This window comes from Streptomyces sp. NPDC055506, from assembly GCF_053643595.1.
This window is the reverse complement of sequence record NZ_JBSHKH010000011.1, coordinates 37,192-58,845: the sequence shown is the minus strand read 5'-3', so window position 1 is coordinate 58,845 and position 21,654 is coordinate 37,192. Positions and strand designations below refer to the sequence as shown.

Sequence of the window (21,654 nt, the reverse complement as noted above, 5' to 3'; positions counted from 1 at the left end):
ACCTGGCCGGCGGGAGGTCACCGTGCAGCCATGACTTCGGGCACGCGAGACACCGTTCTGCCTGTACCTCCCACCGACACCGGCCTGGTCGAGCGCGTCCGCGAGCTCGCGCCCCTCGTCCGCGGGCACGCCCTGCGGACCGAGCGGCAGCGGCGCGTGACGCGCGAGGTCGTGGAGGCGCTGACCGGGACCGGGATCCAGCGGATGAACGTGCCCCGGCGGTACGGCGGTTACCAGAGCAGCCTGCGGACCCAGGTCGAGGCGCTGGCGGAGCTCTCCGCCGCGTGCGGTTCGGCCGGTTTCATGACGCTGATCCAGGCCGGATGCGCGTACGTCGCCGCGCTCTTCCCGGACGAGGCGCAGGACGAGATCTTCACCAGCCCCGACGTCCGCGTCGGCGGCAGCCTGGTCCCGAGCGCGACGGCGGTCCCGACGGGCGACGGCGGCTATGTCGTCAACGGGACCTCCCCCTTCGCCACCGGCTGCCGGGACGCCGACTGGCATCTGCTGACCGCCCGGGTCGAGGGGCGGCCCGAGTCGGTGTGGACCGCCGTGCCCGTGGCCGAGCTGGAGATCCTCGACGACTGGCGGGTGTCGGGTCTCGCGGGCAGCGGCAGCAACAGTGTCGTGGCGCGCGATGTCGTCGTCCCCGCCCACCGCGTGCTGCCGGTCGCCCCGCTGCTGGGCGGTGAGTTCGCGTCCAAGGCCAACGCCGACGACCCGTTCTACCGGGTGCCGGTGCTGCTGATGTTCTGCGCCTGGGCGACCCCGAACGCCCTCGGCCTCGCCCGCTCGGCACTGGCTGAGTTCCGCGAGCGGATCCACCGGCGGGGCATCACGTACACCTTCTACGAGCGGCAGAACGAGGCGCCCGTCACGCATCTGCAGACGGCCGAGGCGGCGTTGAAGATCTCCTGCGCCGAGCATCTGACCGACGAGATCGTCACGCTGCTCCAGACGCGGGCGGCGAGCGGGGAGCCGTACACGACCGAGGAACGGGCCGGGGTCCGGGCGCGCAGCGGCTATGTGGCGCGGCTCTGTCTGGAGGCCGCCGACCTGCTGGGCTCGGCCTCGGGCGCCTCCTCCCTCCACGAGGAGGTGCCGATCCAGCGGGCCGTGCGCGATCTGCGGGCGCTGAACCTGCACGCGTTCGTCCACCCGGCGACCAACCTGGAGCTGTACGGCAGGGTGCTGGCGGGGCTGGAGCCGGGCACGCCCTTTGTCTAGCCGCTCGGCGGCCGGTCCTCCCGTATCGCGGCGAAGAGATCACGTGCCCGCCGGTCGTCCCACTTCACCGCGCTGCCCTTGGAGGTCCGGAGGTCGGGGTCGGCCACGGGCACGTTGAGCTGTCTGCCGCCGCCGGCCGTGGCCCTCTTCAGGGCCTCGAACAGCGACATGAGGTCGGGCAGTTCCGTGCCCTCGTCCACGATGAGCGTGTCGAGGCCTGCGCTCAGGGTCGGGAAGGACTTGGACGGGTCGGCGAGGGTGGACGGGGTGGCCGCCTTGTCGGCCAGGGCGGCCAGGAACTTCTGCTGGTTGCGGGTGCGCCCCAGGTCGCCCTGGGCCTCCTGCTTGCGCTGCCGTACGAAGGCCAGGGCCTCGGAGCCGTCGAGGGTCTGGCAGCCGGCCTGCAGATCGGCGCCGGAGTCCTTGTCCCGCACGGCCTTGTCCAGGCACATGTCCACACCGCCGACCGCGTCCACCACCCCCACGAATCCGGCGAAGCCGATCTCCGCGTAGTGGTCGATGTGCACGCCGGTGTTGCGTTCCACGGTCTGCACGAGCAGGTCCGGGCCGCCCAGCGAGAACGCCGCGTTCAGTTTGTTCGGCGCGGCCTTGTAGCTCCTCCCGGTGTCGGGATCGACGTAGGGCGGGAGGGTCACCCAGGAGTCGCGCGGCAGGCTGAGCATGGTGGTGCCGTTCGCCCCGGTGTGCAGCAGGATCACCGAGTCGGTACGGCGGCCGTCGGTCGAGCCGGTGTTGAGGTCCTTCTTGTCCTTCTCCGAGAGGCCGTCACGGCTGTCGGAGCCCACGACCAGGTAATTGGTGCCCTGGCCTGCCGGCACCCGGGCGCTCAGCGCGCCGAGGTCGACCTCCTGATTGAGCCGGGTGTCGGCCCAGACGTACGTACCGGCGCCGGCGAGGGCCAGGACGGTGGACAGGACGGCGGCGGTACGCACGAAGCGGCGGCTCTTTCCGGCCCGGCGCCGGGGGGTTCTGCTGCCGGGGTTTCTGCTGCCGGGGTTTCTGCTGCCGGGGTTTCTGCTGCCGGCGTTTTTGTTGCTGCCTCTTCGCCCAGGCTCCTCGACGTTGCCGTCGTAGCGGCCGGGCGCGGCCGACGAGGACATGCCGGGCAAGGGGGCGGTACGGATCGAGGGCGGGGGCACCAGCGGGGACGCGGACGGGACCCTTCTCGGATTCCGCCCCGCTCGCTGGTCGCCCGCAGGATCGGTCCAGTCGCTCATCGGCCCATTCCGCTGGTTCACCTCGGCGATGCTGTGGGGGGATGCTGTCGGTTCAACGCATAGGCACGCTCTTATACGGAACGGGCCCACCGATCTGTTCAGCGGCCGTACCGGAGCGCTGCATCCGCTGCCACCGAAGCCGGCTCCCTACCAGCAGCGCGACCAGCGACTGGATCACCACGAGATACATCAACTGCCGGTAGACGACGATCTGGAACGGCATCGACCACAACGCCCGCACCGGCTCCCCGTCGAGTCTGAGCGCGTAGCCGGAGCAGACGATCTGCACGCCGAAGAAGGCGAACCACACCCCGGCCGACTCCACCGGGTCGCGGAACAGCACGCCGTACAGGGCGTAGACGTCGATGACGGGCGCGAGCAGCGGCAGGGCGACCTGGAAGAGCGCGAGGTAGGTCAGCCCGCGCCGCCCGAACCGCCCGGCGGGCCCGCGGCCGAAGAACGCCCCGCGGTGCTTCCACATCGCCTGGAGCGTGCCGTAGCACCACCGGTACCGCTGCCGCCACAACTGTCGGACGCTGGTGGGCACTTCGGTCCAGGCGACGGCCGACTCCTCGTACAGCACCCGCCAGCCCGCCCGCCACAGGGCCATCGTCAGGTCGGTGTCCTCGGCGAGGGTGTCCTCGCTGACCCCGCCGACGCCGATCACCGCGTCCCGGCGGAACGCCCCGATGGCGCCCGGGACGGTCGGCATGCACTCCAGCACCTCGAACATGCGCCGGTCGAGGTTGAACCCGAAGACATACTCGAGGTGCTGCCATCGGCCCAGCAGAGTACGCCGGTTGCCGACCTTGGTGTTACCGCTGACGGCGCCCACGGCCGGGTGCGCGAGCGGCTGGACGATCCGCTCGATGGCATCGGGCTCGAAGACGGTGTCGGCGTCGACCATCACGACGATGTCGTACCGGGCGTGCGCGAGCCCGGTGTTGAGCGCGGCGGCCTTGCCGGAGTTGGGCTGCCGCACGACCTCTACACGGGGGTCGCCCATGTTCGCGGCGATATCGGCGGTCCGGTCGCTCGACCCGTCGTCGATGACGATGACCTGCAACTCCCGATGATGGGAGTCGAGCAGCGACCGCAGGGTCGACCCGATCCCGGCTTCCTCGTTGTACGCCGGGACGAGCACGGTCACCGGCCCGGACGCTTCGCGCATCCAGGGCGCCCCGGTCCGGAACCGCTCCAGCCGGCGCACATGCGCCCGCGCGAACAGGGCCAGCAGCAACAGCCGCAGCACGCCGAGCCCGCCGGCGATGCCGAGGATCCAGATCATGGCGGTGGAGAAGACCTGCCCGATCCGCGTGACCCAGATCAGCCCCTCCCCCGACCACCGCTCGGCGACGGAGGCAGACTTGTACGGTACGAGCCCGAGCCCGTCGGACACGGTGGTGAACCGGTCGACGCCCCGGTTCTTCAACAGCCTGCGCGCCTCGGCATACGCGCTCTCCGTCTGGCTCAACTGCCGGACGATCCCCTGCGCGGGCTTCCGCGCGCCCTTGTCGGCGGCGACGAGCACGTACCCGTACCCGGTGGCCCGCCGCGCTGCGTCCCACTCCCCGCCGCAGAGTGTGTCGGGGGTGGTGGTCCGCGGCATCCGCAGCAGATTGGTCCGCTGCCCGGTGGTCCCGGCCAGCGCGCTCTGGGTCAGCTCCAGCTCGGCCTCGAAACGGGGTGCGGACGACTCCCCCAGCACGGCCCCGGTGTACGTATTGGACCCGATCTCATGTCCCTCGGCCCGGATCCGCCGCACGAGTTCGGGGTGCCGGGCGGCCTGGGCCCCGTGCACGAAGAAGGTGGCCCGTGCGTTGTTCCTGCGGAGCAGATCCAGCAGCCGCGGGGTCCACACGGGGTCCGGCCCGCCGTCGAAGGTCAGCGCGACGGTCCGGGCGGGCATCGCCCCGGTCCGTATCCCGTCCCGGTTGATCCCGATCACGGGCCCGCCCTTCGCCACGGCATCGGGCACGGGCGAGGCACAGGGCGACCGCGCCTTCGCGGCGTCGACCTCGTGCTGGGTCCAGCCTTCGAAGATCAGAAAGGCGAAGACGACGGGAAGGGTGAGGGCCAGGAGCAGCCAGTGGGCTCGGGGGTCGCGGGACTGTTTGTGTCGGGCTCGGGCGCGGGCCCCGGCTTTGGCCCCGGGTTTCGATTCGGCGGCGGTCAGGGGGCGTCACCGCCCCCGGGCCCTCCTTCACGGCCTCCTCGGGAGACGCCGCCTCTTCTCGGCTTCGGATGCTTGGTGTGGTGGGGGGTGCGCATGGGGCGGGAGTGTAGTTACGGGGTGGGAGTTGGATGGCCGTAACAGCAAACTCCACAGGAACGCGGCATGCCCCGGCCGCCCGTCGAGGTCGACCGGCGTCGCTCAGCGCTCCGCGACGAACGATCCCATGCCCCGAGTGGTGACGATCAGCCCTTCTTCCCGCAAGGCTGCGGTGGCCTTACGAACAGTCTCGCGGGCGACTCCGAACTCCTGCTCCAGTTTCACCTCGGAGATCAAGCCTCGCACTGGGTACTCGCCGCTGGCGATGCGCTGCCGAACGACCTCGGCGATCTGCTGCCACTTCGGCCTGGTGGGGTCAAATTCGAACACAGCCGAACTGTATATACGACCCTCCATGGAGTCATAGAAGCCACTCTCCGCCCATATGGGTAGACATGCATATACATGCAGCTCTAGCGTTCTCACGACAGACCCCGGCGACGGATGCGAGCCGTCCCGGGGCATGGCCAACGCTTACAAGGAGCGCTGACAATGCTGGACCTTATCGTCCACGCCCTCGCGTGGATGCTGAGCCTGTGCACCCCACGCCCCCGAGGTCGCCATCGCCTCGGCGCGGTGCCACCTCTGCGCGTCACCGGCACCCCACCGCCGCCTCCCCGCTTCACCGAACGGCTCGACGGCAACGCATGCCACGTCGTACGCCCCTACGTCCTGGACCCCACGGAATACCGCCGCCAACGGGAACGCCGCCGAGCCGCCCGCATCGCCACCTACGGCATCGACGTGGGCCCGAAGCACATCCACGGCGTACGAGTCCCGGCGGCCACCCGATGACGCGCCCGTCGGTGCGCATGTGCACCCGCTGCGAGCGCTCCACGAACGAACCGATCCCGATCCGGATCCCGCTCTGCAACTCCCCCACCCCCACAGGCCCCGGCCTCACCATCTACGCCTGCCAGGAGTGCGTCACCCACTACCCGCCCCTGCAAGAGGCAGTCGGACTCCTGGAATCCCCCCACCCCCGCTCACGCATGACCCTCCACGTCTACAAGGTCAACGCGAAGGGCACCGTGACCGAGGACCACGGCAAGGTCGAGATCCTGGCCGGCGGCCCCCACGAGCCCGTGCCGTACACCTCCACATACCCGCCATGCGCCTGCCCTCGATGCGGGGCGACGCGATAGCAAAACACCCAGCCATACCGAACGCCTCGGACGCAGCACGACCAAGCGTCCGGGGCGTTCACCGTTGAGGCACGATCAGGACACGACCCGCTCCACTACACCCTCATACGCCCTAAATGCCGCGGCAATCGGCCAAGTTCGCTCTGGCGAAAGCGAGAACCCCACCGATAGCGTCTGTCCCCTGAACTCACATCTGTCTCACGGGGAGAATCCACTGTGAAGCGCCGCCCTTTGCCCGTTGCTGCCGCGCTGGCCGCGACGGCAGCACTGCTGTTGACGGCCTGCGGTAGCGGGGACGACAAGCCCAGCGACAACGACAAGATCGCCGGAGCGAACCAGGAAGCGGAGACACCGAAGGGGTCGGCATCCCCTTCAGGGGCACCGGCGGAGGACAAGCCGGACGGCGTGGACGTGTCCCTGCCCAAGGATATAAACCTGGCCTTCGACTGGGACAAGCCGAAGGACAAGAACGAGGCGGCTGCGATGCAGGACGCGGCGAACTTCGTCCGGGCCATCTACCGAGGCGTCGACAAGCGCACGACCAAGGACGCTGCCTTGGTCGCTTACTCGACCGGCGATGGGATGAGGTACGCGAAGACGCAAATCAACGCCCGGCTGAAGGGCGGCTGGACGGCACACGGCACACGGCGCCACTATCAGGCCACCACCCGGTCCGCGCCGAACGGCAACTCGGTGGAGGTTGCATTCTGTGTGGATTCGAGCAAGTTCTACTCTAAAGAGATCAAGACTGGAAAGATCCTTAAGAGCGCCCCCAGCATCACGTCCTTCGACTACTTCAAGATCGTCATGGTCAAGCTCCCCACCGGAGATGGCCTGTGGCAGGCCTCCAAGGTTTACGTCGAGGCCAAGGCGGCGAAGTGCCAGTGAACAGGTCACGGCATCTAGCCCTCTGTACAGGCGCAGCTGCCCTGGGGCTGACCCTGGGGATGCTCGCTATCACTGAACCGGCCTACGCGGACGAAGAGCCGGCCAACGCTCAGGGCTCCAACACAGAACAGTCAGGAGGCGGCGACGGCAAAGGCATCTACGCCGCCGCCCGCATCCAGTACTCCGGCTCCGTCGCCAAGGGCGGCGGCACCGGCAACGTGACGTCCACGGACGTCAACTGGACACCCCCTCCCTGCTGGTACGCCCCCTACCTCGGGGCCAAGGACTTTAAGAAGAAGATGTCCAAGGACCTCGAGAGCCAGATCAACTCGCCCGGCATGGGCGGCCACGCGGGCGCGGCCCTGAACGAGTTGCAGCGCCACTACGAGGACGAGTACGGCTGGACCGACACCCCCGGCTACAAGGACTACAACGTCGACAAGGACGGCGAGGGAATGTTCTGGGCCGCCGTCGAGAACCCCGACGAACCCGACATCCTCAAACGAGGTTCGTGCAACGATCTCCCCTTCTGGGTCGAGAACGGCGACGCCCCGCCGCCCCAGTACGAAGAGGCCATCACCCCGGAGATACTCGGCGCCCTCGCCTACCAGCACATGGAGCTCCCCGACACGGAGGTCACCCTCGCCCCCGAGACCACGACCAAGGTGAACTTGCCGACCTGGGCCTGGCTCGACAAGGCTGTCTTCGACGAGGTCCAGGCCACGGCGGCCCTCAACGTCCCCGGCTTCAACATCCAGGCCACCACCACCGCCAGACCGGTCTCCCTCAAGCTGGAGCCCGGCACCGAGGACGCGGAGACCTACCCGGCCTCGGGCGAGTGCACCATCAACGCCGGCTCGATCGGCGAGCCCTACGCTAAGGGCAAGTCCGACCGGACCCCGCCGTGCGGCCTCAAGTACCTCCGCTCTTCCGGCAACGGCACGTACAAGCTCCGGGCCACCATCACCTGGGAGATCGCCTGGACCGGCACAGGCGGAGCCGGCGGCGACTTCCCGAACGGCACGTTCGGCAACGACCAGGCGGTCACGGTCCAGGAGATCCAGTCCGTCAACAGGTGACGGTGCCGATCCGCCCCTGTGCTGCGACACCAGCGGCAAGTAGCCGGAGAGGCAAGCGAATTCCTCTCCGGCTGGCTGGCTCCGGCACGGCGGTCGGGGAGGCTCAGTCCTCGGTGAACTCCTTCTGGACACAGGCCCCACCGGGACCGTTCCAGCACAGCTTCATCAGATACTTGGCGGCGTAGGGGACGACGTTGTAGTCGAAGGTGCCGCAGCCGGCGTTGCCACCGTCCCCCTTCGTCTCCTTCAGCTGCCACCCGGCCATGTACATGTAGAGCTTCCCGGTGACACCATGCCCGTCGGCCCGCGTGTCGCACACCCGGAAGGTGTCGGGGTCCGGGTCAAGGTGGGTCATGGTGCCGATGGTGTGCCCGCCACGCTTCAGTCGCAACGTGGTGTCGGCAGCGCTGGCGCTGCCCGTCGCGGCGACGACGAGGGTGACAGCACCAGCCACCGCGAGTGCGCCACGGGCGACTCGGTACTTCCGCATCTCATCTCCTGATGATGATGTTCCAATGTTCTTGGTGATCAACTTAGACCAGCCAGCTCAGTCGGCAGGGGGCGCCGTGGACCGGATCCGCGCGGCCTGGTGATCACGTTCGATGAACGGACCGGGCCTACTGACCTTCAAAGCGTGGTGTCGTAGAGGCTGACGTCTCGTGATCCCTGCGGTATGCCGACTGCATGAGGTATGCGCAAGGGGGCGGGCTGACCGACGAACGGCGGTCCTTCCGAGAGAAGTTGAGGATGGAGGCGGCCGGGCGGTTCGCCCTGGGCGAGGAGAACGCGGCCATTGCTCACGACCTGCGGGTCAGCGTCCGCTCGGTACAGCGTTGGCGCAAGGCCTGGTCGCAGGACGGATCGAGAGCCCTGGCCTCGAAGGGCCCGGCATCGCTGCCTCTGCTCAGCGAGGACTGTTCGCCGTGCTGGAGCGGGAACTGGCCAAGGGGCCGGTGGCACACGGCTGGCCGGACCAGACCTGGACCCTGTCACGGATCAAGACGCTGATCGGGCGTCGGTTCCACAAGGGCTACACCGTGCAAGGCGTGGCTGCCCTGCTCAAGCGGCACGGCTGGAGCTGTCAGGTTCCTGCCCGGCGTGCGATCGAGCGGGACGAGATCCTGGTGGGCGGCTGGGTGAAGGAGACCTGGCCCCAGGTGGAAGGACCGTGGCGGCGCTCGACGCCTGGCTCGTCTTCGAGGGCGAAGCCGGGTTCTCGATGACGCCGCCGGCCACCCGCACCTGGTCCCGCCGCGGCCACACCCCTGTGATCCGCGTCCGGGGCCGCTCGCGCCGCCGTTTATCGGTGGCCGCTCTGGCCTGCTACAAGGCCGGCGAACGATCGCGCCTGATCTACCGGCCCTGCCCGGACACCGCGACGCTTCGCGACGGGGTCAGCTACGAGTCGGGGCAGCGGCAGTGGACCGTGAAACCGGGATCCCGGGTCACCGTCTCCGGCCACGCCTACACCGTGCGGCAGATCTGTTCGTACCGCGTCGTATTGGAACCGAGGGACGCCAAGGATAAGGCCGCTCTCGCCGCCGCTCCCGAGTCCATGGAATTCGTGGGCGGCGCCGCCGACAACACCCTGTGCTTCACCACCAACCACGCCGTCCTGGCCGCCGCGTCGAAGAGCTTCCCGGACAAGGGACAAACGCTGTCCCTTATCGCCAACGGCGGCGTGAAGCAACTGCCCACCGGCCCGTCCCTGACCGTCTCGTACGTCGACACCGCGGCGGGCACGGCCGGCCTCGGCGCGAACTGTGCTGGTGTTCCGGTGGCCGTCTACAAAGACGTGAGGGTCGGCGAGACGGTCGAATTCGCGGGAGTGCGGTTCAGGGGGTCGGCTCTTACGGAGCAAGCGGTACGCCTCACCCGGACGAGCGAGTAGCTCGCGGAAGGCCCGGCACAGACCGGCCGCTGACGGCAGGTGTGCGGAACTATGGGAGGTGTGGCTGCGAATACACAAGCACGGGCACCTGAGGTGCGAACGCATCCACTGCGGCCTGGAGCCGTTCTGGGTCCAAACGCCATAGGTTGATGGGACGGCTTGCCAGAAACAGCTCGTAATCCACATGAGGGGCCAGCTTCTCGGCCCTCTCGCGACTGACGCTACTGTTCATGCCGGGCAAGACAGGCGCCCCGGGCTGGCGTTGCACTCCGATGTAGTTGATCCCGTTCCCAGCCGTGCGCTGATGCCACACCACGATGGACGTGATGTCGCTCCATGGAACATGCGCGAGTTGGGCCTCGTAGCGCGCAGGAGCACCCCCTAGGAGTACCCCTTCGCCGTCGACGCGGAACGCAACCAGCTTCTTCCACTTCGAGCCGCTGAGCAGCTGGAAAGGCGTTCGAACGAAGTGGGCTGTGTAAACGGGTGAGTTCGCATCAGTCATCAGGAACCTCATGAAGTCTGTGTCGCGCAGGAAAGCTTCGATCTGTCAACCTACTGCGCGGCACTGGTTTTCTTCTTGTGTTCTTCGTCCTGCACTCGTTGCAAAATCTTGTTGTACTGTCCCCGTGCGGCGTCCAGGGCGTCGTGAATCGCTTTCCTCCGGCCGCGCCATTCCGAACGGAACTTGTCCGCAGCAGGGCCTTGCCACGCCTCGGTGCCGGACGCGGCGTCCACCGCGTCCAGCGTCTTGTCGATCTCATTCGCAAATCTCTTCAGATTGTTGAGATCTTTCCTGCACTCTTCGACGCGATCGCTCATTTCGCCCACCCAGTGGCCGACTTCTCAGGTGCGGCCGGCTGCCTGATCAACTTGATGATGAACTTCTCCAGGGTACGCTCGCTGACCGCCTGCGCCGTGATGCCGGTGGGCGCTTGCGGTGAGTCCACGTTGACCACCCACACCTCGCGGTCTGTCGCGTATGCCGTCAGAAGCGGTCCGGGTTCATCGGCGAGCACAATCAACTGGCTCACCACCAGCGCTCTATCGATCACGGAGGCCAGCTTCTTGTCCACCGTGTCGTCTGTCAGAGCCGACGGGTCGAGCCGCAGGGCCTTTCCATCCCGGTCAGCCGTGCCGAAGGGGTCCAGGAGCGCCTGGACGATCCGAGCGGCATCACGTGCCTTGCTGGCGAGCGTGAAGATGTGCAGACCGCCACCGGTGACCTGCTCGATCAACAAGAGATCGGAGGAATGCACGAAGACAAATGCGGTCACGCTGCCGCTTGAGGTCTGCTGCTCAACGGCGAGTGCCCGTGCAGCAGTGCGCCGCAGTGTCAGCGCCATGCTGACTTCCGGCGTAACCCGCATGTCCACATCCGCGGTGCGTGGCGCATCAGTTCCCTCGGACCGCAGGACGGCGTCGAGTTCGGGGATGTTCGCGACCTCCACCGCACCCCGGGAGACCAGCGAGCGCAGCGCCGTCGCCAGTACCCATTCGCGCTGCTCTTCGGAGAGCGTCGACAAGTGCGGTGTTGGCGCCACGACTTCCTGCAGTGCACTGGGGTCCAGCACGGCAAGCTCCTCATCGGTCAGCTTGATGAGTGGCTGAGTCCCCCCTTCTGCGAGTGCTTTGCCAACAAGTTCGCGGAATTTATCCAACTCGAGGTCGAGTTCCGGGTTTGCCATACCGAGTCCCTTAAATATTTGAGGTTCTGCAGTCGCTTTACGAGTCGACTGAGGCCTTCACGATCCGCACCCCAGCGAAATCGAGCGGGGCCGCTTCACTGCCTCCCAGGAAGAATCCGATGGGCAGGATTGTGAGGCCGTACGTAATGCCGCCGACCCAGCGGCCAAGAAGTTGCCAGAGCCGTGGCTGGCCACCGTCCGTAATTCTGACCACACGCGTACCTACAAGCAGTTTTCCCACGCTGCGACCGAACAGCCGACCCAGCAACACTTGATTGAACAACGAGACACCGATGCCGGCGGTGAGAATTCGCAGCCACAGAGACCCGCTGGCGAGCGGGGGTGCCTCCCACGCCGGGAAACTCAACACATGCATCAACCCGGAAATGGCCGCGCAGAAGACCGCGAGAGTTCCGTCGATGGCCGCCGCTCCGTAGCGTCGCCCCATGGACGCCGACGCCGACGCAGCATTTTGGTTCGGGCATCGGTCCCGTGGCACACCGAACAAGTCCTTCGATTCCACCGAAGCCATCTCCTACCAGAATTTGTACTTCTTGATAGCATTGGGGACTAGATTCGTCACAGCACTCTTGGCGCCGTTGACGATCTCCTCGCCTTTATCCGCCACGTCCCCCGCCCACTTGGTCGTCGCATTCCAGGCCTTTTTGGTGGTATCAGCGATCGCCTTTCTGTTGTCATAGGCCCAGGTGCCAAGGAAATAGGCACCGGCCACCCCAAGGGCCACCCAGCCGACAACAGGGACCGCAGCCGCGACTGTCGCGCTGGCCCCAAGGGCTGTCGCCGCAGCAGATCCGCCCATAACTGCCCCGGCGCCGGCCGCCTCCACAAAGCCCATGCCGCGGTCAAAACCGCCCAGAACGCCGTCGTGGTCAGGAGCGACCATTTCCTTGACGCCATGAACGACCGCCAGCGGCAAGCCGACACGGTCGAGGATGCTGAGTCCGGGCGCCTGGTTCAGCAGCTTTGCCGGCAGGGGAATCTTCAGCTTGGTGGTGAGGAACGTGCGAAGACCCTGCTGCCACTTCCACGGCTGCTGATAAAGCCCTTCGATCTTCTGGAGCTTCAGAAGCTCGCGCATATACTCGATATTCTTCAACTTCAGCCGGTCACCGGCGATGCCGAAGTATTTGTTCAGCTCAAGGACCGCCTTGGCCCCGGCTACGTTCTGCCCTTGGGACCAGCGCTTGTACAGCTGAAGGGAAGCCTCGATGCCCGAAGCGACCTTAGTCAGCCGCAGCGGCATCGTTACGTTCTTCTTTACTTCCTTGAACTCTTCTACATACTCACCGATTTCACCCTTGCGCTCCTGGTAATCCTGCCAGGTCTTGAGCACTCCGGTGAGCCCCATGAACATGAGCTCGGCGCTCGGGTCTGCGTCCAGAATTCCGAGTCGACGACGCACATCTTTTGCCTGATCGCGGGACCAGGTTGCATCCTGCCGAAAGCGTCCGAGATTTCCCTGGTCGCCTTCCCATTTAGCGAGAATTCCGGAAACCAGAGGCCCTTGAATGGAGAGTGCACCATCAGCGACGTCCAGCGCGGCAGCCAGCTTGCGCGCATTGTCCTTGGACATTCCCCTGAACGTCACGCAAAAACCCCCTGTTGACAGTGCTCGTCGTTGCCGCCACGCGGAGCATCGCCCTCCCGCTACGGTGCGACCCGCCAAAGCGCGCCGGAGGACTTTATGCCGTCCATGCGTCTGTCAAACGTCTTTCCCGGGCGCGTGGTTGCGTCAGAACAAGGTAGCAAAGGCGCCCTGGCAAGCTACCGGCGGATCCCCGCCAGAGAGCGCGCGATCAGCGCTCGTGACGCCATTTGCGTACGCGCAGTCGGATCCCCGCGTACACATACATGGCTGAATCATGTACAAATTTTCACACTCTTCAAACACTGTCCGGCGCGCGCCTCAAGCAGGGGGACTGACTGGACTTGCGGCCATTGCGTCGACTGTACGACAACGCCGGGCATCGACGCGTCTCGTCCTTGTTTGAACGGATCAGGCCTATATATCCGCGGTACTGCGCTTCTTGCGCCTTTGCACGTGAGCTCGGGCTCTCCCTGCCGCAGAGCCGCTGGTGCGCCGGCAGCTCCGCCCGGAGACACCGCGGCTCGGGCTCACCATCAGGGTCAACACCGATCGTTCACACGAAACTCCCATCTCTGAAGGCGATGGACAGCAGCTACCTCTGGTGCGGTAGCGTCCCTTGGTGCAAACGGATAGTCCGTTTACGTGTATGACACGGGGAGGATCGTCATGGATCGCGGTGCAGATCTCACTCAGCTTCGGGAGCTGTCCAAGCTCTTCGGCAAGAAGGCCACCGACCTCCAGGGCCTCATCAAGGCACTGGAGTCCGCCACGAGCCACAGCTCGGGTTACTGGAAGGGCCCCAAGGCCGACCGCTTCCGGAACGACTGGCACGACATCAAGCCGACGTTCGACAAGTGGGTCGACACGCTGAACGACGCCAGCAAGTCGGCCAACACGAGTGCCGACAACATCGAGCGCGCCACCTGAGCCGACGAGGAACGCGCGGATGCAGCCTGCCGGGGTATTCCTTCGAGGCCGTCAAGCCTCGGACGGGATGCCCCCGGCGGCATTTCAGCAGGACAGAGGTTAAGCGCCTGTAGGTGACACCGACGCATCATCGAGCAACGTTCGGCGGCAGAGGACCGTGCAGCGTCAGCCCTGCGGCAACAGTTCACTCGTGTGAGCTCAGACGTCCTTGTTGTATGTACGCGCTTCGCTTTGTGACACCTTCTCGGGTTCACTCCGAATGGCGGCATCAATGATAGGCAGCAGTTTGTCGACCTGCTCGATCAACTTCTTGTTCCGCCCGTCCAGTTCTCTGTGCCAGGCTCGAGCATTCTTCCCGACCCAGACCTTGTCACCGCCGATCTGTTCGGTCGGGCTTTTGAGTGCCTTCTTGATGCTCTCCACCTCCTTGGCCAGGTCGCTCCGCAACCGCTCAAGATCCGCCTTCCGCGGATTGGGAACCTTAGCATCTGGATCTGCCACAATCCCACCCCTCATTCATCACAGTTCCGGCTGATGAATGCTCACCGTACCAGCGGCCTCGGAGTGTTCCGGTGGAGCCCCCAGCGGAAGCGGAAAGCCGCCGGCGCCAACTCGATGCCACATAAGCGTTCGGAGATCACATTGCTTGCCGGTCCATCACCTCATAATCTGTCGCAATGACCTCAAGCGAAACGGCCCACGCCGCCCCCGAAGCCCTCGTGCTCCCCACCATGACCGAGGTGCCTCAAGGACCTGACGGCGCCCCGCTCAGCGACAGCACCGTCGACGTCATCCTCGTGCCCATGGCTGGTGACGACGGCGAGGAGCGGCTCGTGGCATTGGCTTTCACGTCCATCCCCCTGCTGGTCGAGGCCATGGGAGAAGGGCAGCCTTGGGTCATCATCCCCACCGAGAAAGTAGGGGAGGCACTCAGCGGGTCGGGTGCAGCCGCGGTGTTGGTCGACCCTCAACTGGCTGACAGCGCGGAAGGTGAATCGACCAGTGGTTGATCCAAACTTCTCCGGAATCAACCCGGACAACCTCTTGAGAACGATCAAGGACCTTGAGTCCGGCGGTAAGAAGCTGCGCGGAGCAAAGTCCTCATATGTAAGCAGATTTCAGAAATTCGGGCTAGAGACGAGCAACCTGTCGGAAATCGGAAAGATCGCCGGCTGGGTCGATGACGAGCTGCCCATGCTTCGCCGCCGTCAAGCACTCGCAGCAGCAATGGAGCTTGACCAGAAGGGGATTCAGAAACCTGGCGCCATGGTCCAGCTTCGCGAACCCATCGTGACGATCGGCGAGGCTCGAAGCGCGGGAAAGAAGCTTGCAGAGGATGCAAACGACGCGGCTGAGCTCGATCCGAGCAAAGCAGGACCAGAATTTCACCGCATCGCTGAGGAGCTAGCCAAACACAAGGGTGACCCGGACTTCGCCTCGGCGTTCTACGCCAAGATGAATCCCGACCTGGTCAAAAATCTGCCGACGACGATCATCGCCGCCAATGCCCCGACGGCCAAGGAGGATGTGAAGGTCTTCGGGTCCGCGTTCACCACGGCAGTCAATGCTGAGACACCTGCACCGGGCTTCGACAAGAAGGCCGCGCTCTTCCATGGCCAGTTCACGAAGGACGAGCCCACGGCTGTATTCAACCGGGCGCTCATGCAGGGGGACGACCCAGATCTTTGGGACCTCGCTTGGAAGCACTTGCAAATCGCCTCGAAGAAGTTGCTCGACCCCGCAGACACGTGGTCCGACAGTGCTGGTCTACTGGCCAGCGTGATCGGCGTTCAATCGAAATACGCGAGCCACTTCTGGGAAAATGCACAGAAGTTCTCTGGGGCAGCAGCGCAGCTGAAGCAGCAACGCCTCAACGCCATGACCCCAGCTGAAAGGCGAGAGTTCAAGAAGGCCACCCGTCGCGCAGCCAAGTCGGCCGGAAGATCGGCGCGTGAGGCGGAGCGCATCCTTGCCAGGTACGGCATGGGCTCATTCTCCCGACTCATGGAAGCTTCCGTCGCTGACGGTGGAAGCTGGCTGATCAACAAGGTTCCCGGCCTTAAGCCGCCCAGCACAACATCGTTGTGGGGCCGTGCTCTCCGGACCGGCGGAAAGCTACCTCTGGTCGGGAGTCTCCTCACTATTGGAGCTATCGGCTGGGATATCAGCAACGGCGAGGAGAAAGACGTCGCCGTAGCAGCCAATGTCGGTGGTATGGCTGCCGGCATGGGTGCAACGTGGGGTGCGACGGCGCTTGTTGCGGCTGCGGGGGGACCGGTTGGCTGGGGAATCGCGGCAGGTGTCGTAGTTGGATTCGGCATCGGATACGGCGTCTCGTACGCTATCAAAACGGAAACCGGAAGGAAGGCAGTCAACGCTGTTACTGGCGCCGCTAAGAGTGCAGGAAAGGCGATCGGTGACGCCGCGTCAAGCGTCAAGGATACGGTGGGCGGATGGTTCTCATAAGGTTGCCACAGCATGACTAAGAAGAGAAGAAGACGCCCTGCGGAGCAGTATCAACTCCCGCCTCATATTAAGAGGGCGCATCAGGAGGTCGCCGAAGCAAGGGCGTGGAGGCCACGTCCTCCGCTGCCGCAAATCCGGGTGATCTTGGCCGGCGTCGGCCTAGTTCTTCTGTCCATAGGGATGACACTGTTCTTGTGGCTACCGTCGCGCTCCCTGGTTCAGGAACTGCGTTCCCACGGGGTCAGTGCCGCTGCCACAGTCGTCGATGTCGACTCGAAGCCAAAGTACGTGAAGGTTCGTCTCGTGAGCAGCCCCAAGGCAGGCACCGAGGTCAAGCTCTCAGACTACGCTGGGATGCTTCCCGAAACGCAACCCGGCGCTTCTATGATCGTCACCTACGACCCCGAGGACCCATCCCGTATCCTCGCTCAAAGTTGGGTGGAGGACCCGCCGGCAAACCTGCCGGCCTACGGCACTTCGGCTCTAGCCCTCATCTGCCTTGGCCTCACCGTGGCAGTCACCTGGCGTCGCATCTGGATCCTCCGCACGTTCGGTCCGGAGAAGCCAGCTGCCTCGTAGACAGGTGACAAAGACTCGCGTGACAAGGACATTCGGGAGAGGAACCCCTAGCCTGTGTCAGCGATCGAGGCATGAGGGCTCCCGCCCACTGGGCGGGAGCCCTCTCGCGTCCTACGAGTTCATCACACCCTGCACCGGCACAAACGCCCCGCCCGCCACGAACAACCCGCTCCCCGCTGCCCCGCCCCCGCTGTTCGCAGGAAGTCGGATGCCGAACAGCTCTCCGTCCGAGGAGCTCTGCGGCGTCAGCAGCAGGCCGTTGCGGGACTTGCGGGCCTCGACCGTGAAGCCGCGGTACTGGCTGGACAACGAGTCCGTCGTGCCGGCGGCGAGAAGGCCCACGCCGCCATCGGCTCCCTTGCGGATGACCCCTTCCAGCGGCTCGTCCAGCGACGTGTCGTAGAGGAGTTCTGCGTCGTCGACCACAACGACGTACGGCCGTCCGTCGAGCTGGTCCTGGATCTCCTCCAGGTCGTCACCCGAGCTGTCCGCGTTGAGCATGCCGAGAACACCCTCTCGCCCCTCGAGGTCCCGCAGCGGGGACCGGCGGGGTGTCACGACCACCAGGGGCGTTCCTGCTCGCAGAAGCGACTCGGCAGCGCACAGCAGTGCCGTCGAGCGGCCGGACTTCGGCGGGCCCGCGATGACGAAGCCGGGTCCGTTCTCCTCCAGGTCGATCCCGATGGGGTGCAGTTCGTCGCCGCCCACGGCGAGCAGCGCCCACAGAGGCGACGGCGGTGCGAAGTCCGGGTCCAGAGCCATCGCCTCCGACGCCGTGATGCGCGTCGGCAGAGCGTCGACCCGCAGGGGGCGATGGCCCGCAGGGACGCGGCCGTAGCGTGCTCGTGCCTCCTCGGCGATCTCGCGGAGCGCACGGACCTGCGCCTGTCCGGCCGGGTCCTGCGCCAGCAGGCCGATCTGTGTCTCGTCCACGCCGGTGTCCGTGATGCGCAGGGCGCGTCCGGGCGGCATGTTCTTCGGGACCTCGCGGGCCTGCAGACCGGCCGTGGAGTAGTCGTTCGGGTCGGCGAAGCGCATGACGAGGCGGTCGGCGAAGGCCGAGGAGACATGCCCGCTCAGACCACTGCGGTCGGCTGTCATGACAACCTTCAGACCGGCTGCGGAACCCTCCCGGAAGAGCCGCTGGGCCGCTTCGAGCAGCTGGCCGTAGTTGTAGTTCTCGAAGGTCGACGCGAAGCCCTCCCAGCTGTCCAGGAGCAGCACCATCCAGGGCAGGCGCTCCTCCGGCGAGGCTCCCGCACGCTGTTCCGCCGCGCTCGACGCGCCCTCCATCGCCAGAAGTTGCTGGCGGCGGGCGACCTCCACCTGCAGGCGCTGGATCAGCCGGCGGACCCGGTCCGGCTCGTCGCGGGTCACGACGGCGCCCACGTGGGGCAGGCGGACCAGAGGCAGCAGGGCGTTGGAGCCGCAGTCGATGGCGTAGACGTGCACGTCGAGCGGTGAGGTGTTGCGGGCCAGCGAGCCGGCCAGGGTACGCAGCGCCGTCGATCGGCCGGATCGGGCGCCACCGAGCAGCAGGGTGTGCTCGCCGTGGACGAGGTCCAGGGACACCGGCATGCGGCTCTGCTTCGCCGGCAGGTCGACCAGGCCGTACGGGATCGGGGCCACGTCGTCTCCCGGCGCGGCGGCCGGTGCGCCGCCGTACGTGGACAATTCGTCCAGAGTGACGGACTCCGCCAGCGGCGGCAGCCACGGGCTGCGCTGTTCGCCGAAGCCCATCCGCTCGGCGCCGTCGCGTACCGCGTCCACAAGGACGGCCAGGTCGGTGACCATCGTGCCGTCGTCCTGCGCCTCGTCCCGCTTGGGCAGCGGGCGGGCGTAGGCGTTCCAGGGCAAGGGGATCAGCGTGGCCTTCGGTCCCGTCTGGCCGGTGGCCGGGCGACGGCCACCGATACGGGCCGACTGCACGCCCACCAGGGACTGGGCGCCGGAGCGGACGTACATACGGCCTGGAGTCGATTTGGCGATCGCGCCCGAGTCCGGTGCGTCGATGACGTCCATCGACTCGGAGGCGTCCGTCACCCGCAGCGCGATGCGGAGGTTGGTGTTGGCCCGGATGTCGGCGCTCACCACACCCGCGGGACGCTGCGTGGCGAGGATCAGGTGCACACCGAGCGAGCGGCCTCGGCGTGCGATGTCGACCAGGCCCGCGATGAAGTCGGGCAGTTCGGCGACCAGGGACGCGAACTCGTCGATGACCAGGACGAGCCGGGGCATCGGTTCCAGTTCGGGGCGGAGCTTGCGGGTGTCGTTGTAGTCCTCGATGTCCTTTGCTGCGGCGTCGAAGAGGATCCGCTCCCGGCGGTGCAGCTCGGCCGCGAGCGAGGCGAGGGCCCGCTCGGTCAGGTGGGCGTCGAGGTCACTGACCATGCCGACGGTGTGCGGCAGGCGAGCGCAGTCCATGAACGCGCTGCCGCCCTTGTAGTCGATGAGGACGTAGTTCAGGGCATCGGGGCGGTTCGCCACCGCCAGCGAGGCGATGATCGTCTGCAGGAGTTCGGACTTACCGGCACCCGTCGTACCGGCGACCAGCGCGTGCGGCCCGTCGCGGCGGATGTCCAGGACGAAGGCGCCGTCGGCGGCGAGGCCGATCGGTGCGGACGTCGTCGAACCGCCCGCCTGCCAGATGCGTTCCACGTCGGCACCCGCTGGGTTGGGCAGGTTCAGCAGGTTCAGCAGCCGGGCCGAGGTGGGCAGGGCGGAGTCGGCGTCGTCGCGACTGACGTCGCGGATGGGAGCGAGGGAGCGGGCCAGGAGTTCGCACCATTCGTAGGGGACCTGGTCAGCCAGGACGTCCCCGGCGGCCTCCAGACCGTAGCCGCGCACCCGCACGTGATGGGCCGCGTCGGGCGACCAGGCCACGACGGCCTTGCACTCCTCGGGAAGTAGTCGCTCGTCCTCATCGATGCAGAGGGCGAAGATGCCGTACTGCGGTCCCTCGGTCAGGAGTTGCGGGACACCAGGGACGCGGCGCAGCAGCCGAGCCCCGTCGAGGATCAGGAGCACGTTGGCGTCCGGATACAGCTGGCCCGTCATGTTGTGCTGCTCGCGGGCCGCCTTGCGTCGAGCCAGCTCGTTGAGGAGCTCGTTGACCCTGCGGCTGATGCCCTCCGAGTCGAAACCGACCAGGGCGACGCAGTCCTGTCCCTCATCGGGGTTGGTGTGCGGCAGCCAGTGCGCCCAGTGCCACTCGGCGCCGGCGGCTGGTGTCGCGGCCAGCGACACCAGAGACAGGTCTCTGGGGCTGTGCAGCACGGCGGCCTGCACGCTCAGCCAGCGCGCGGTGGCGAGGGCACGGGCACGGTCACCCGCGATACCGACCACGCCGAGCCGGGCGAGTGGCAGGGTGACGGGCACATCCGGAAGGGTGGGGGGCTCCGGGGGCTCCTCGTCGTGCGACGCACCGCCGCGAGCGAAGACGAGTTCCACATCAGAAGGCAGGGCACCGACCCCGATGCGCAACTGCATCACGTCCGGGTCGGTGAGACGGCGCTCCCACAGTCGGCGACGGGGGCCGGTCGCGAAGAGGAGGATCTCGGCCGGGTCAGGGTTGTCCTCGCGGCGGGAGCGCTGTTCTTCCTTGCTGAGGGTGATGAGTTCGGCCTCGTGCGCCGCGAGGTCCTTCTTGTACTGCTTCAGGGATGTCTTGTGCTTCTTTTTGCCCTCGCGGTTCTCACTGATCCACTGGCCCAGCATCATGAGCGGGCTCATCAGACAGAACAGCAGCATGTAGATCTGCTTGGTGATGAAGTACATGGACAGCCCGAACAGCAAGGGCATGAAAGCCATGATGAACTGGAAACGCGCTCGTTCTCCCTTGGAGGGAGGCACCGGCACGGCCAGTCGCCGTCGAGGCCGCAGCGGCGACAGCCGAGGGGGGCGGTTGTAGGCGAGGCCGCCCTCACTCATCGCGGACAGGTGCGCGTCCGGCTCGGCCACCTTGTCGAGCACCAGCAGCGAGTCACCGACCCGTACGACACCGCCGAGCGGCCAGTGAGTCCCGGCCGTAACCGCGTCATCGTTGAGTCGGATGTCGGCCCCGGCCTCCGGGACGAGGGTGGCGTTGCCCTGGAGGTCGATCGTCAGCCGGAGGGCGACCTGCGGCAGCGCGGCGTCCGGCAAGGGCAGCGAGCAGGTGGGTGCCGATCCCGCGGTGGCCGCTCCGACACCCAGCCGGACCACCCGCCCGGAACCAGGGCCACCCGCCACCCTCAACTCGTACTGTCCGACGGGCTCGCCCTTGCGCAGCAGCGGGCCTATCGAGCGGTCGACGGAGACGCGCATACCGTCCCGCAGGACGCCGGCCGCCGGGGACGCCGGATCGCACAGCACACCGTCGGCCCACAGTCCTGGCGCTCCGGCCACCGCCGCACCGTAGCCGGGCAGCGAGGCCAGTGAGGTGCCGGGCATGGCGACGACGTTCCCCGCCGCACCGCCACGCGGCCCGAAGCCTCCTCCGACGGCCTGCGCCAGCACCTCCGCGACATCACCTGCCGTGGCGGTGTCGTCGGTGGTGACGACGACGTCCTCCGGCTCACCGCCTTCACGTACGACCGTGACCAGCATCCGCATGATGGTCATCCTCCCCGTCGGCCCCTGTGGCCACGTTCGTTAACTTCAGCTA

Annotated in this window: 21 protein-coding genes and 1 pseudogene; 12 read left to right on the top strand and 10 right to left on the bottom strand. The window is 66.5% G+C overall.

Annotated elements, in window-relative coordinates; translation table 11 throughout:
* Nucleotides 1–30: 30 nt before the first annotated feature.
* Nucleotides 31–1,227, top strand: a complete 1,197-nt coding sequence (locus ACWIF2_RS07100; RefSeq protein WP_454359091.1) for an acyl-CoA dehydrogenase family protein — start codon at nucleotides 31–33, stop codon at nucleotides 1,225–1,227.
* On the opposite strand, the gene ACWIF2_RS07095 is transcribed toward ACWIF2_RS07100, so the two are convergent.
* From ACWIF2_RS07095 to ACWIF2_RS07085, 3 genes are all read right to left on the bottom strand, one after another.
* The gene (locus tag ACWIF2_RS07095) at nucleotides 1,224–2,180 is read right to left on the bottom strand and encodes an LCP family protein (protein ID WP_454359090.1); all 957 of its coding nucleotides are present in this window, start codon (nucleotides 2,178–2,180) and stop codon (nucleotides 1,224–1,226) included. The genes ACWIF2_RS07100 and ACWIF2_RS07095 overlap by 4 nt on opposite strands.
* 337 nt (nucleotides 2,181–2,517) lie before the next feature.
* Nucleotides 2,518–4,443 carry a glycosyltransferase gene (locus ACWIF2_RS07090; protein WP_454359089.1) on the bottom strand — a complete coding sequence of 642 codons (1,926 nt, stop codon included), beginning with the start codon at nucleotides 4,441–4,443 and terminating at the stop codon, nucleotides 2,518–2,520.
* A gap of 396 nt (nucleotides 4,444–4,839) precedes the next feature.
* The gene (locus ACWIF2_RS07085; protein WP_033309133.1) at nucleotides 4,840–5,067 is read right to left on the bottom strand and encodes a GntR family transcriptional regulator; all 228 of its coding nucleotides are present in this window, start codon (nucleotides 5,065–5,067) and stop codon (nucleotides 4,840–4,842) included.
* A 162-nt stretch (nucleotides 5,068–5,229) separates the two neighbouring features.
* On the opposite strand from ACWIF2_RS07085, the gene ACWIF2_RS07080 reads away from it, so the two are divergent.
* The 4 genes from ACWIF2_RS07080 (at nucleotide 5,230) to ACWIF2_RS07065 (ending at nucleotide 7,849) form a co-directional block, all read left to right on the top strand.
* Entirely contained in the window at nucleotides 5,230–5,532 is a 303-nt protein-coding gene (locus tag ACWIF2_RS07080) for a hypothetical protein (protein WP_454359088.1), read from the top strand.
* Nucleotides 5,529–5,882: a hypothetical protein gene (locus ACWIF2_RS07075; protein ID WP_454359087.1), complete on the top strand. Its 354-nt coding sequence runs from the start codon at nucleotides 5,529–5,531 to the stop codon at nucleotides 5,880–5,882. Before ACWIF2_RS07080 ends, ACWIF2_RS07075 begins: the two co-directional genes overlap by 4 nt.
* 216 nt (nucleotides 5,883–6,098) lie before the next feature.
* On the top strand, nucleotides 6,099–6,770 hold the full coding sequence (locus tag ACWIF2_RS07070; protein WP_454359086.1) for a hypothetical protein: 672 nt from the start codon (nucleotides 6,099–6,101) through the stop codon (nucleotides 6,768–6,770).
* Nucleotides 6,771–6,829: 59 nt separating this feature from the next.
* Nucleotides 6,830–7,849, top strand: a complete 1,020-nt coding sequence (locus ACWIF2_RS07065) for a hypothetical protein (protein ID WP_454359085.1) — start codon at nucleotides 6,830–6,832, stop codon at nucleotides 7,847–7,849.
* Between the two features lie 103 nt (nucleotides 7,850–7,952).
* Here ACWIF2_RS07065 and ACWIF2_RS07060 read toward each other — a convergent pair whose 3' ends face one another.
* Nucleotides 7,953–8,339, bottom strand: coding sequence for a hypothetical protein (locus ACWIF2_RS07060; protein WP_454359084.1), 387 nt, complete (start codon nucleotides 8,337–8,339; stop codon nucleotides 7,953–7,955).
* 194 nt (nucleotides 8,340–8,533) lie between these two features.
* Here ACWIF2_RS07060 and ACWIF2_RS07055 point away from each other — a divergent pair.
* The 3 genes and pseudogenes from ACWIF2_RS07055 to ACWIF2_RS07045 all read left to right on the top strand — a co-directional run.
* A pseudogene (locus ACWIF2_RS07055) lies at nucleotides 8,534–8,659 on the top strand (IS630 family transposase); the annotation flags it as partial.
* Nucleotides 8,660–8,682: 23 nt separating this feature from the next.
* On the top strand, nucleotides 8,683–9,072 hold the full coding sequence (locus ACWIF2_RS07050) for a helix-turn-helix domain-containing protein (protein ID WP_454359083.1): 390 nt from the start codon (nucleotides 8,683–8,685) through the stop codon (nucleotides 9,070–9,072).
* Nucleotides 9,018–9,740: a hypothetical protein gene (locus ACWIF2_RS07045; RefSeq protein ID WP_454359082.1), complete on the top strand. Its 723-nt coding sequence runs from the start codon at nucleotides 9,018–9,020 to the stop codon at nucleotides 9,738–9,740. The genes ACWIF2_RS07050 and ACWIF2_RS07045 overlap by 55 nt, the downstream gene beginning before the upstream one ends.
* 555 nt (nucleotides 9,741–10,295) lie before the next feature.
* Here the strand turns inward: ACWIF2_RS07045 and ACWIF2_RS07040 are convergent.
* The 4 genes from ACWIF2_RS07040 to ACWIF2_RS07025 are packed head-to-tail and all read right to left on the bottom strand — an operon-like array spanning nucleotide 10,296 to nucleotide 13,022.
* Nucleotides 10,296–10,562, bottom strand: coding sequence for a hypothetical protein (locus tag ACWIF2_RS07040; protein WP_454359080.1), 267 nt, complete (start codon nucleotides 10,560–10,562; stop codon nucleotides 10,296–10,298).
* Nucleotides 10,559–11,428 carry a hypothetical protein gene (locus tag ACWIF2_RS07035; protein WP_454359079.1) on the bottom strand — a complete coding sequence of 290 codons (870 nt, stop codon included), beginning with the start codon at nucleotides 11,426–11,428 and terminating at the stop codon, nucleotides 10,559–10,561. Before ACWIF2_RS07035 ends, ACWIF2_RS07040 begins: the two co-directional genes overlap by 4 nt.
* A gap of 37 nt (nucleotides 11,429–11,465) precedes the next feature.
* The gene (locus ACWIF2_RS07030) at nucleotides 11,466–11,951 is read right to left on the bottom strand and encodes an RDD family protein (RefSeq protein WP_454359077.1); all 486 of its coding nucleotides are present in this window, start codon (nucleotides 11,949–11,951) and stop codon (nucleotides 11,466–11,468) included.
* 12 nt (nucleotides 11,952–11,963) lie between these two features.
* Nucleotides 11,964–13,022, bottom strand: coding sequence for a hypothetical protein (locus tag ACWIF2_RS07025; protein ID WP_454359075.1), 1,059 nt, complete (start codon nucleotides 13,020–13,022; stop codon nucleotides 11,964–11,966).
* A 681-nt stretch (nucleotides 13,023–13,703) separates the two neighbouring features.
* On the opposite strand from ACWIF2_RS07025, the gene ACWIF2_RS07020 reads away from it, so the two are divergent.
* Nucleotides 13,704–13,964: a WXG100 family type VII secretion target gene (locus ACWIF2_RS07020; protein ID WP_097218954.1), complete on the top strand. Its 261-nt coding sequence runs from the start codon at nucleotides 13,704–13,706 to the stop codon at nucleotides 13,962–13,964.
* Nucleotides 13,965–14,162: 198 nt separating this feature from the next.
* On the opposite strand, the gene ACWIF2_RS07015 is transcribed toward ACWIF2_RS07020, so the two are convergent.
* Nucleotides 14,163–14,387 (bottom strand): hypothetical protein, encoded by a 225-nt coding sequence (locus ACWIF2_RS07015; RefSeq protein ID WP_454359073.1) that lies wholly within the window; start codon nucleotides 14,385–14,387, stop codon nucleotides 14,163–14,165.
* A gap of 254 nt (nucleotides 14,388–14,641) precedes the next feature.
* On the opposite strand from ACWIF2_RS07015, the gene ACWIF2_RS07010 reads away from it, so the two are divergent.
* From ACWIF2_RS07010 to ACWIF2_RS07000, 3 genes are read left to right on the top strand one after another with little or no spacing between them, the layout of a single operon-like run.
* The gene (locus ACWIF2_RS07010) at nucleotides 14,642–14,974 is read left to right on the top strand and encodes an SAV_915 family protein (protein ID WP_454359069.1); all 333 of its coding nucleotides are present in this window, start codon (nucleotides 14,642–14,644) and stop codon (nucleotides 14,972–14,974) included.
* Complete coding sequence (locus ACWIF2_RS07005) at nucleotides 14,967–16,430, top strand: hypothetical protein (RefSeq protein ID WP_454359068.1); 1,464 nt, start codon at nucleotides 14,967–14,969, stop codon at nucleotides 16,428–16,430. The genes ACWIF2_RS07010 and ACWIF2_RS07005 overlap by 8 nt, the downstream gene beginning before the upstream one ends.
* Nucleotides 16,431–16,442: 12 nt before the next feature.
* Nucleotides 16,443–17,009, top strand: a complete 567-nt coding sequence (locus ACWIF2_RS07000) for a hypothetical protein (protein ID WP_454359066.1) — start codon at nucleotides 16,443–16,445, stop codon at nucleotides 17,007–17,009.
* A 111-nt stretch (nucleotides 17,010–17,120) separates the two neighbouring features.
* Here ACWIF2_RS07000 and ACWIF2_RS06995 read toward each other — a convergent pair whose 3' ends face one another.
* The gene (locus ACWIF2_RS06995) at nucleotides 17,121–21,602 is read right to left on the bottom strand and encodes an FtsK/SpoIIIE domain-containing protein (RefSeq protein WP_454359064.1); all 4,482 of its coding nucleotides are present in this window, start codon (nucleotides 21,600–21,602) and stop codon (nucleotides 17,121–17,123) included.
* Between the last annotated feature and the right edge of the window lie 52 nt (nucleotides 21,603–21,654).

Bases quoted from the DNA above. Each gene is read 5' to 3' on its own strand.
- ACWIF2_RS07040 (WP_454359080.1), bottom strand. From the start codon at position 10,562: ATGAGCGATCGCGTCGAAGAGTGCAGGAAAGATCTCAACAATCTGAAG.
- ACWIF2_RS07075 (WP_454359087.1), top strand. From the start codon at position 5,529: ATGACGCGCCCGTCGGTGCGCATGTGCACCCGCTGCGAGCGCTCCACG.
- ACWIF2_RS07100 (WP_454359091.1), top strand. From the start codon at position 31: ATGACTTCGGGCACGCGAGACACCGTTCTGCCTGTACCTCCCACCGAC.
- ACWIF2_RS07035 (WP_454359079.1), bottom strand. From the start codon at position 11,428: ATGGCAAACCCGGAACTCGACCTCGAGTTGGATAAATTCCGCGAACTT.
- ACWIF2_RS06995 (WP_454359064.1), bottom strand. From the start codon at position 21,602: ATGCGGATGCTGGTCACGGTCGTACGTGAAGGCGGTGAGCCGGAGGAC.
- ACWIF2_RS07065 (WP_454359085.1), top strand. From the start codon at position 6,830: ATGCTCGCTATCACTGAACCGGCCTACGCGGACGAAGAGCCGGCCAAC.
- ACWIF2_RS07080 (WP_454359088.1), top strand. From the start codon at position 5,230: ATGCTGGACCTTATCGTCCACGCCCTCGCGTGGATGCTGAGCCTGTGC.
- ACWIF2_RS07020 (WP_097218954.1), top strand. From the start codon at position 13,704: ATGGATCGCGGTGCAGATCTCACTCAGCTTCGGGAGCTGTCCAAGCTC.
- ACWIF2_RS07000 (WP_454359066.1), top strand. From the start codon at position 16,443: ATGACTAAGAAGAGAAGAAGACGCCCTGCGGAGCAGTATCAACTCCCG.
- ACWIF2_RS07060 (WP_454359084.1), bottom strand. From the start codon at position 8,339: ATGCGGAAGTACCGAGTCGCCCGTGGCGCACTCGCGGTGGCTGGTGCT.
- ACWIF2_RS07010 (WP_454359069.1), top strand. From the start codon at position 14,642: ATGACCTCAAGCGAAACGGCCCACGCCGCCCCCGAAGCCCTCGTGCTC.
- ACWIF2_RS07025 (WP_454359075.1), bottom strand. From the start codon at position 13,022: ATGTCCAAGGACAATGCGCGCAAGCTGGCTGCCGCGCTGGACGTCGCT.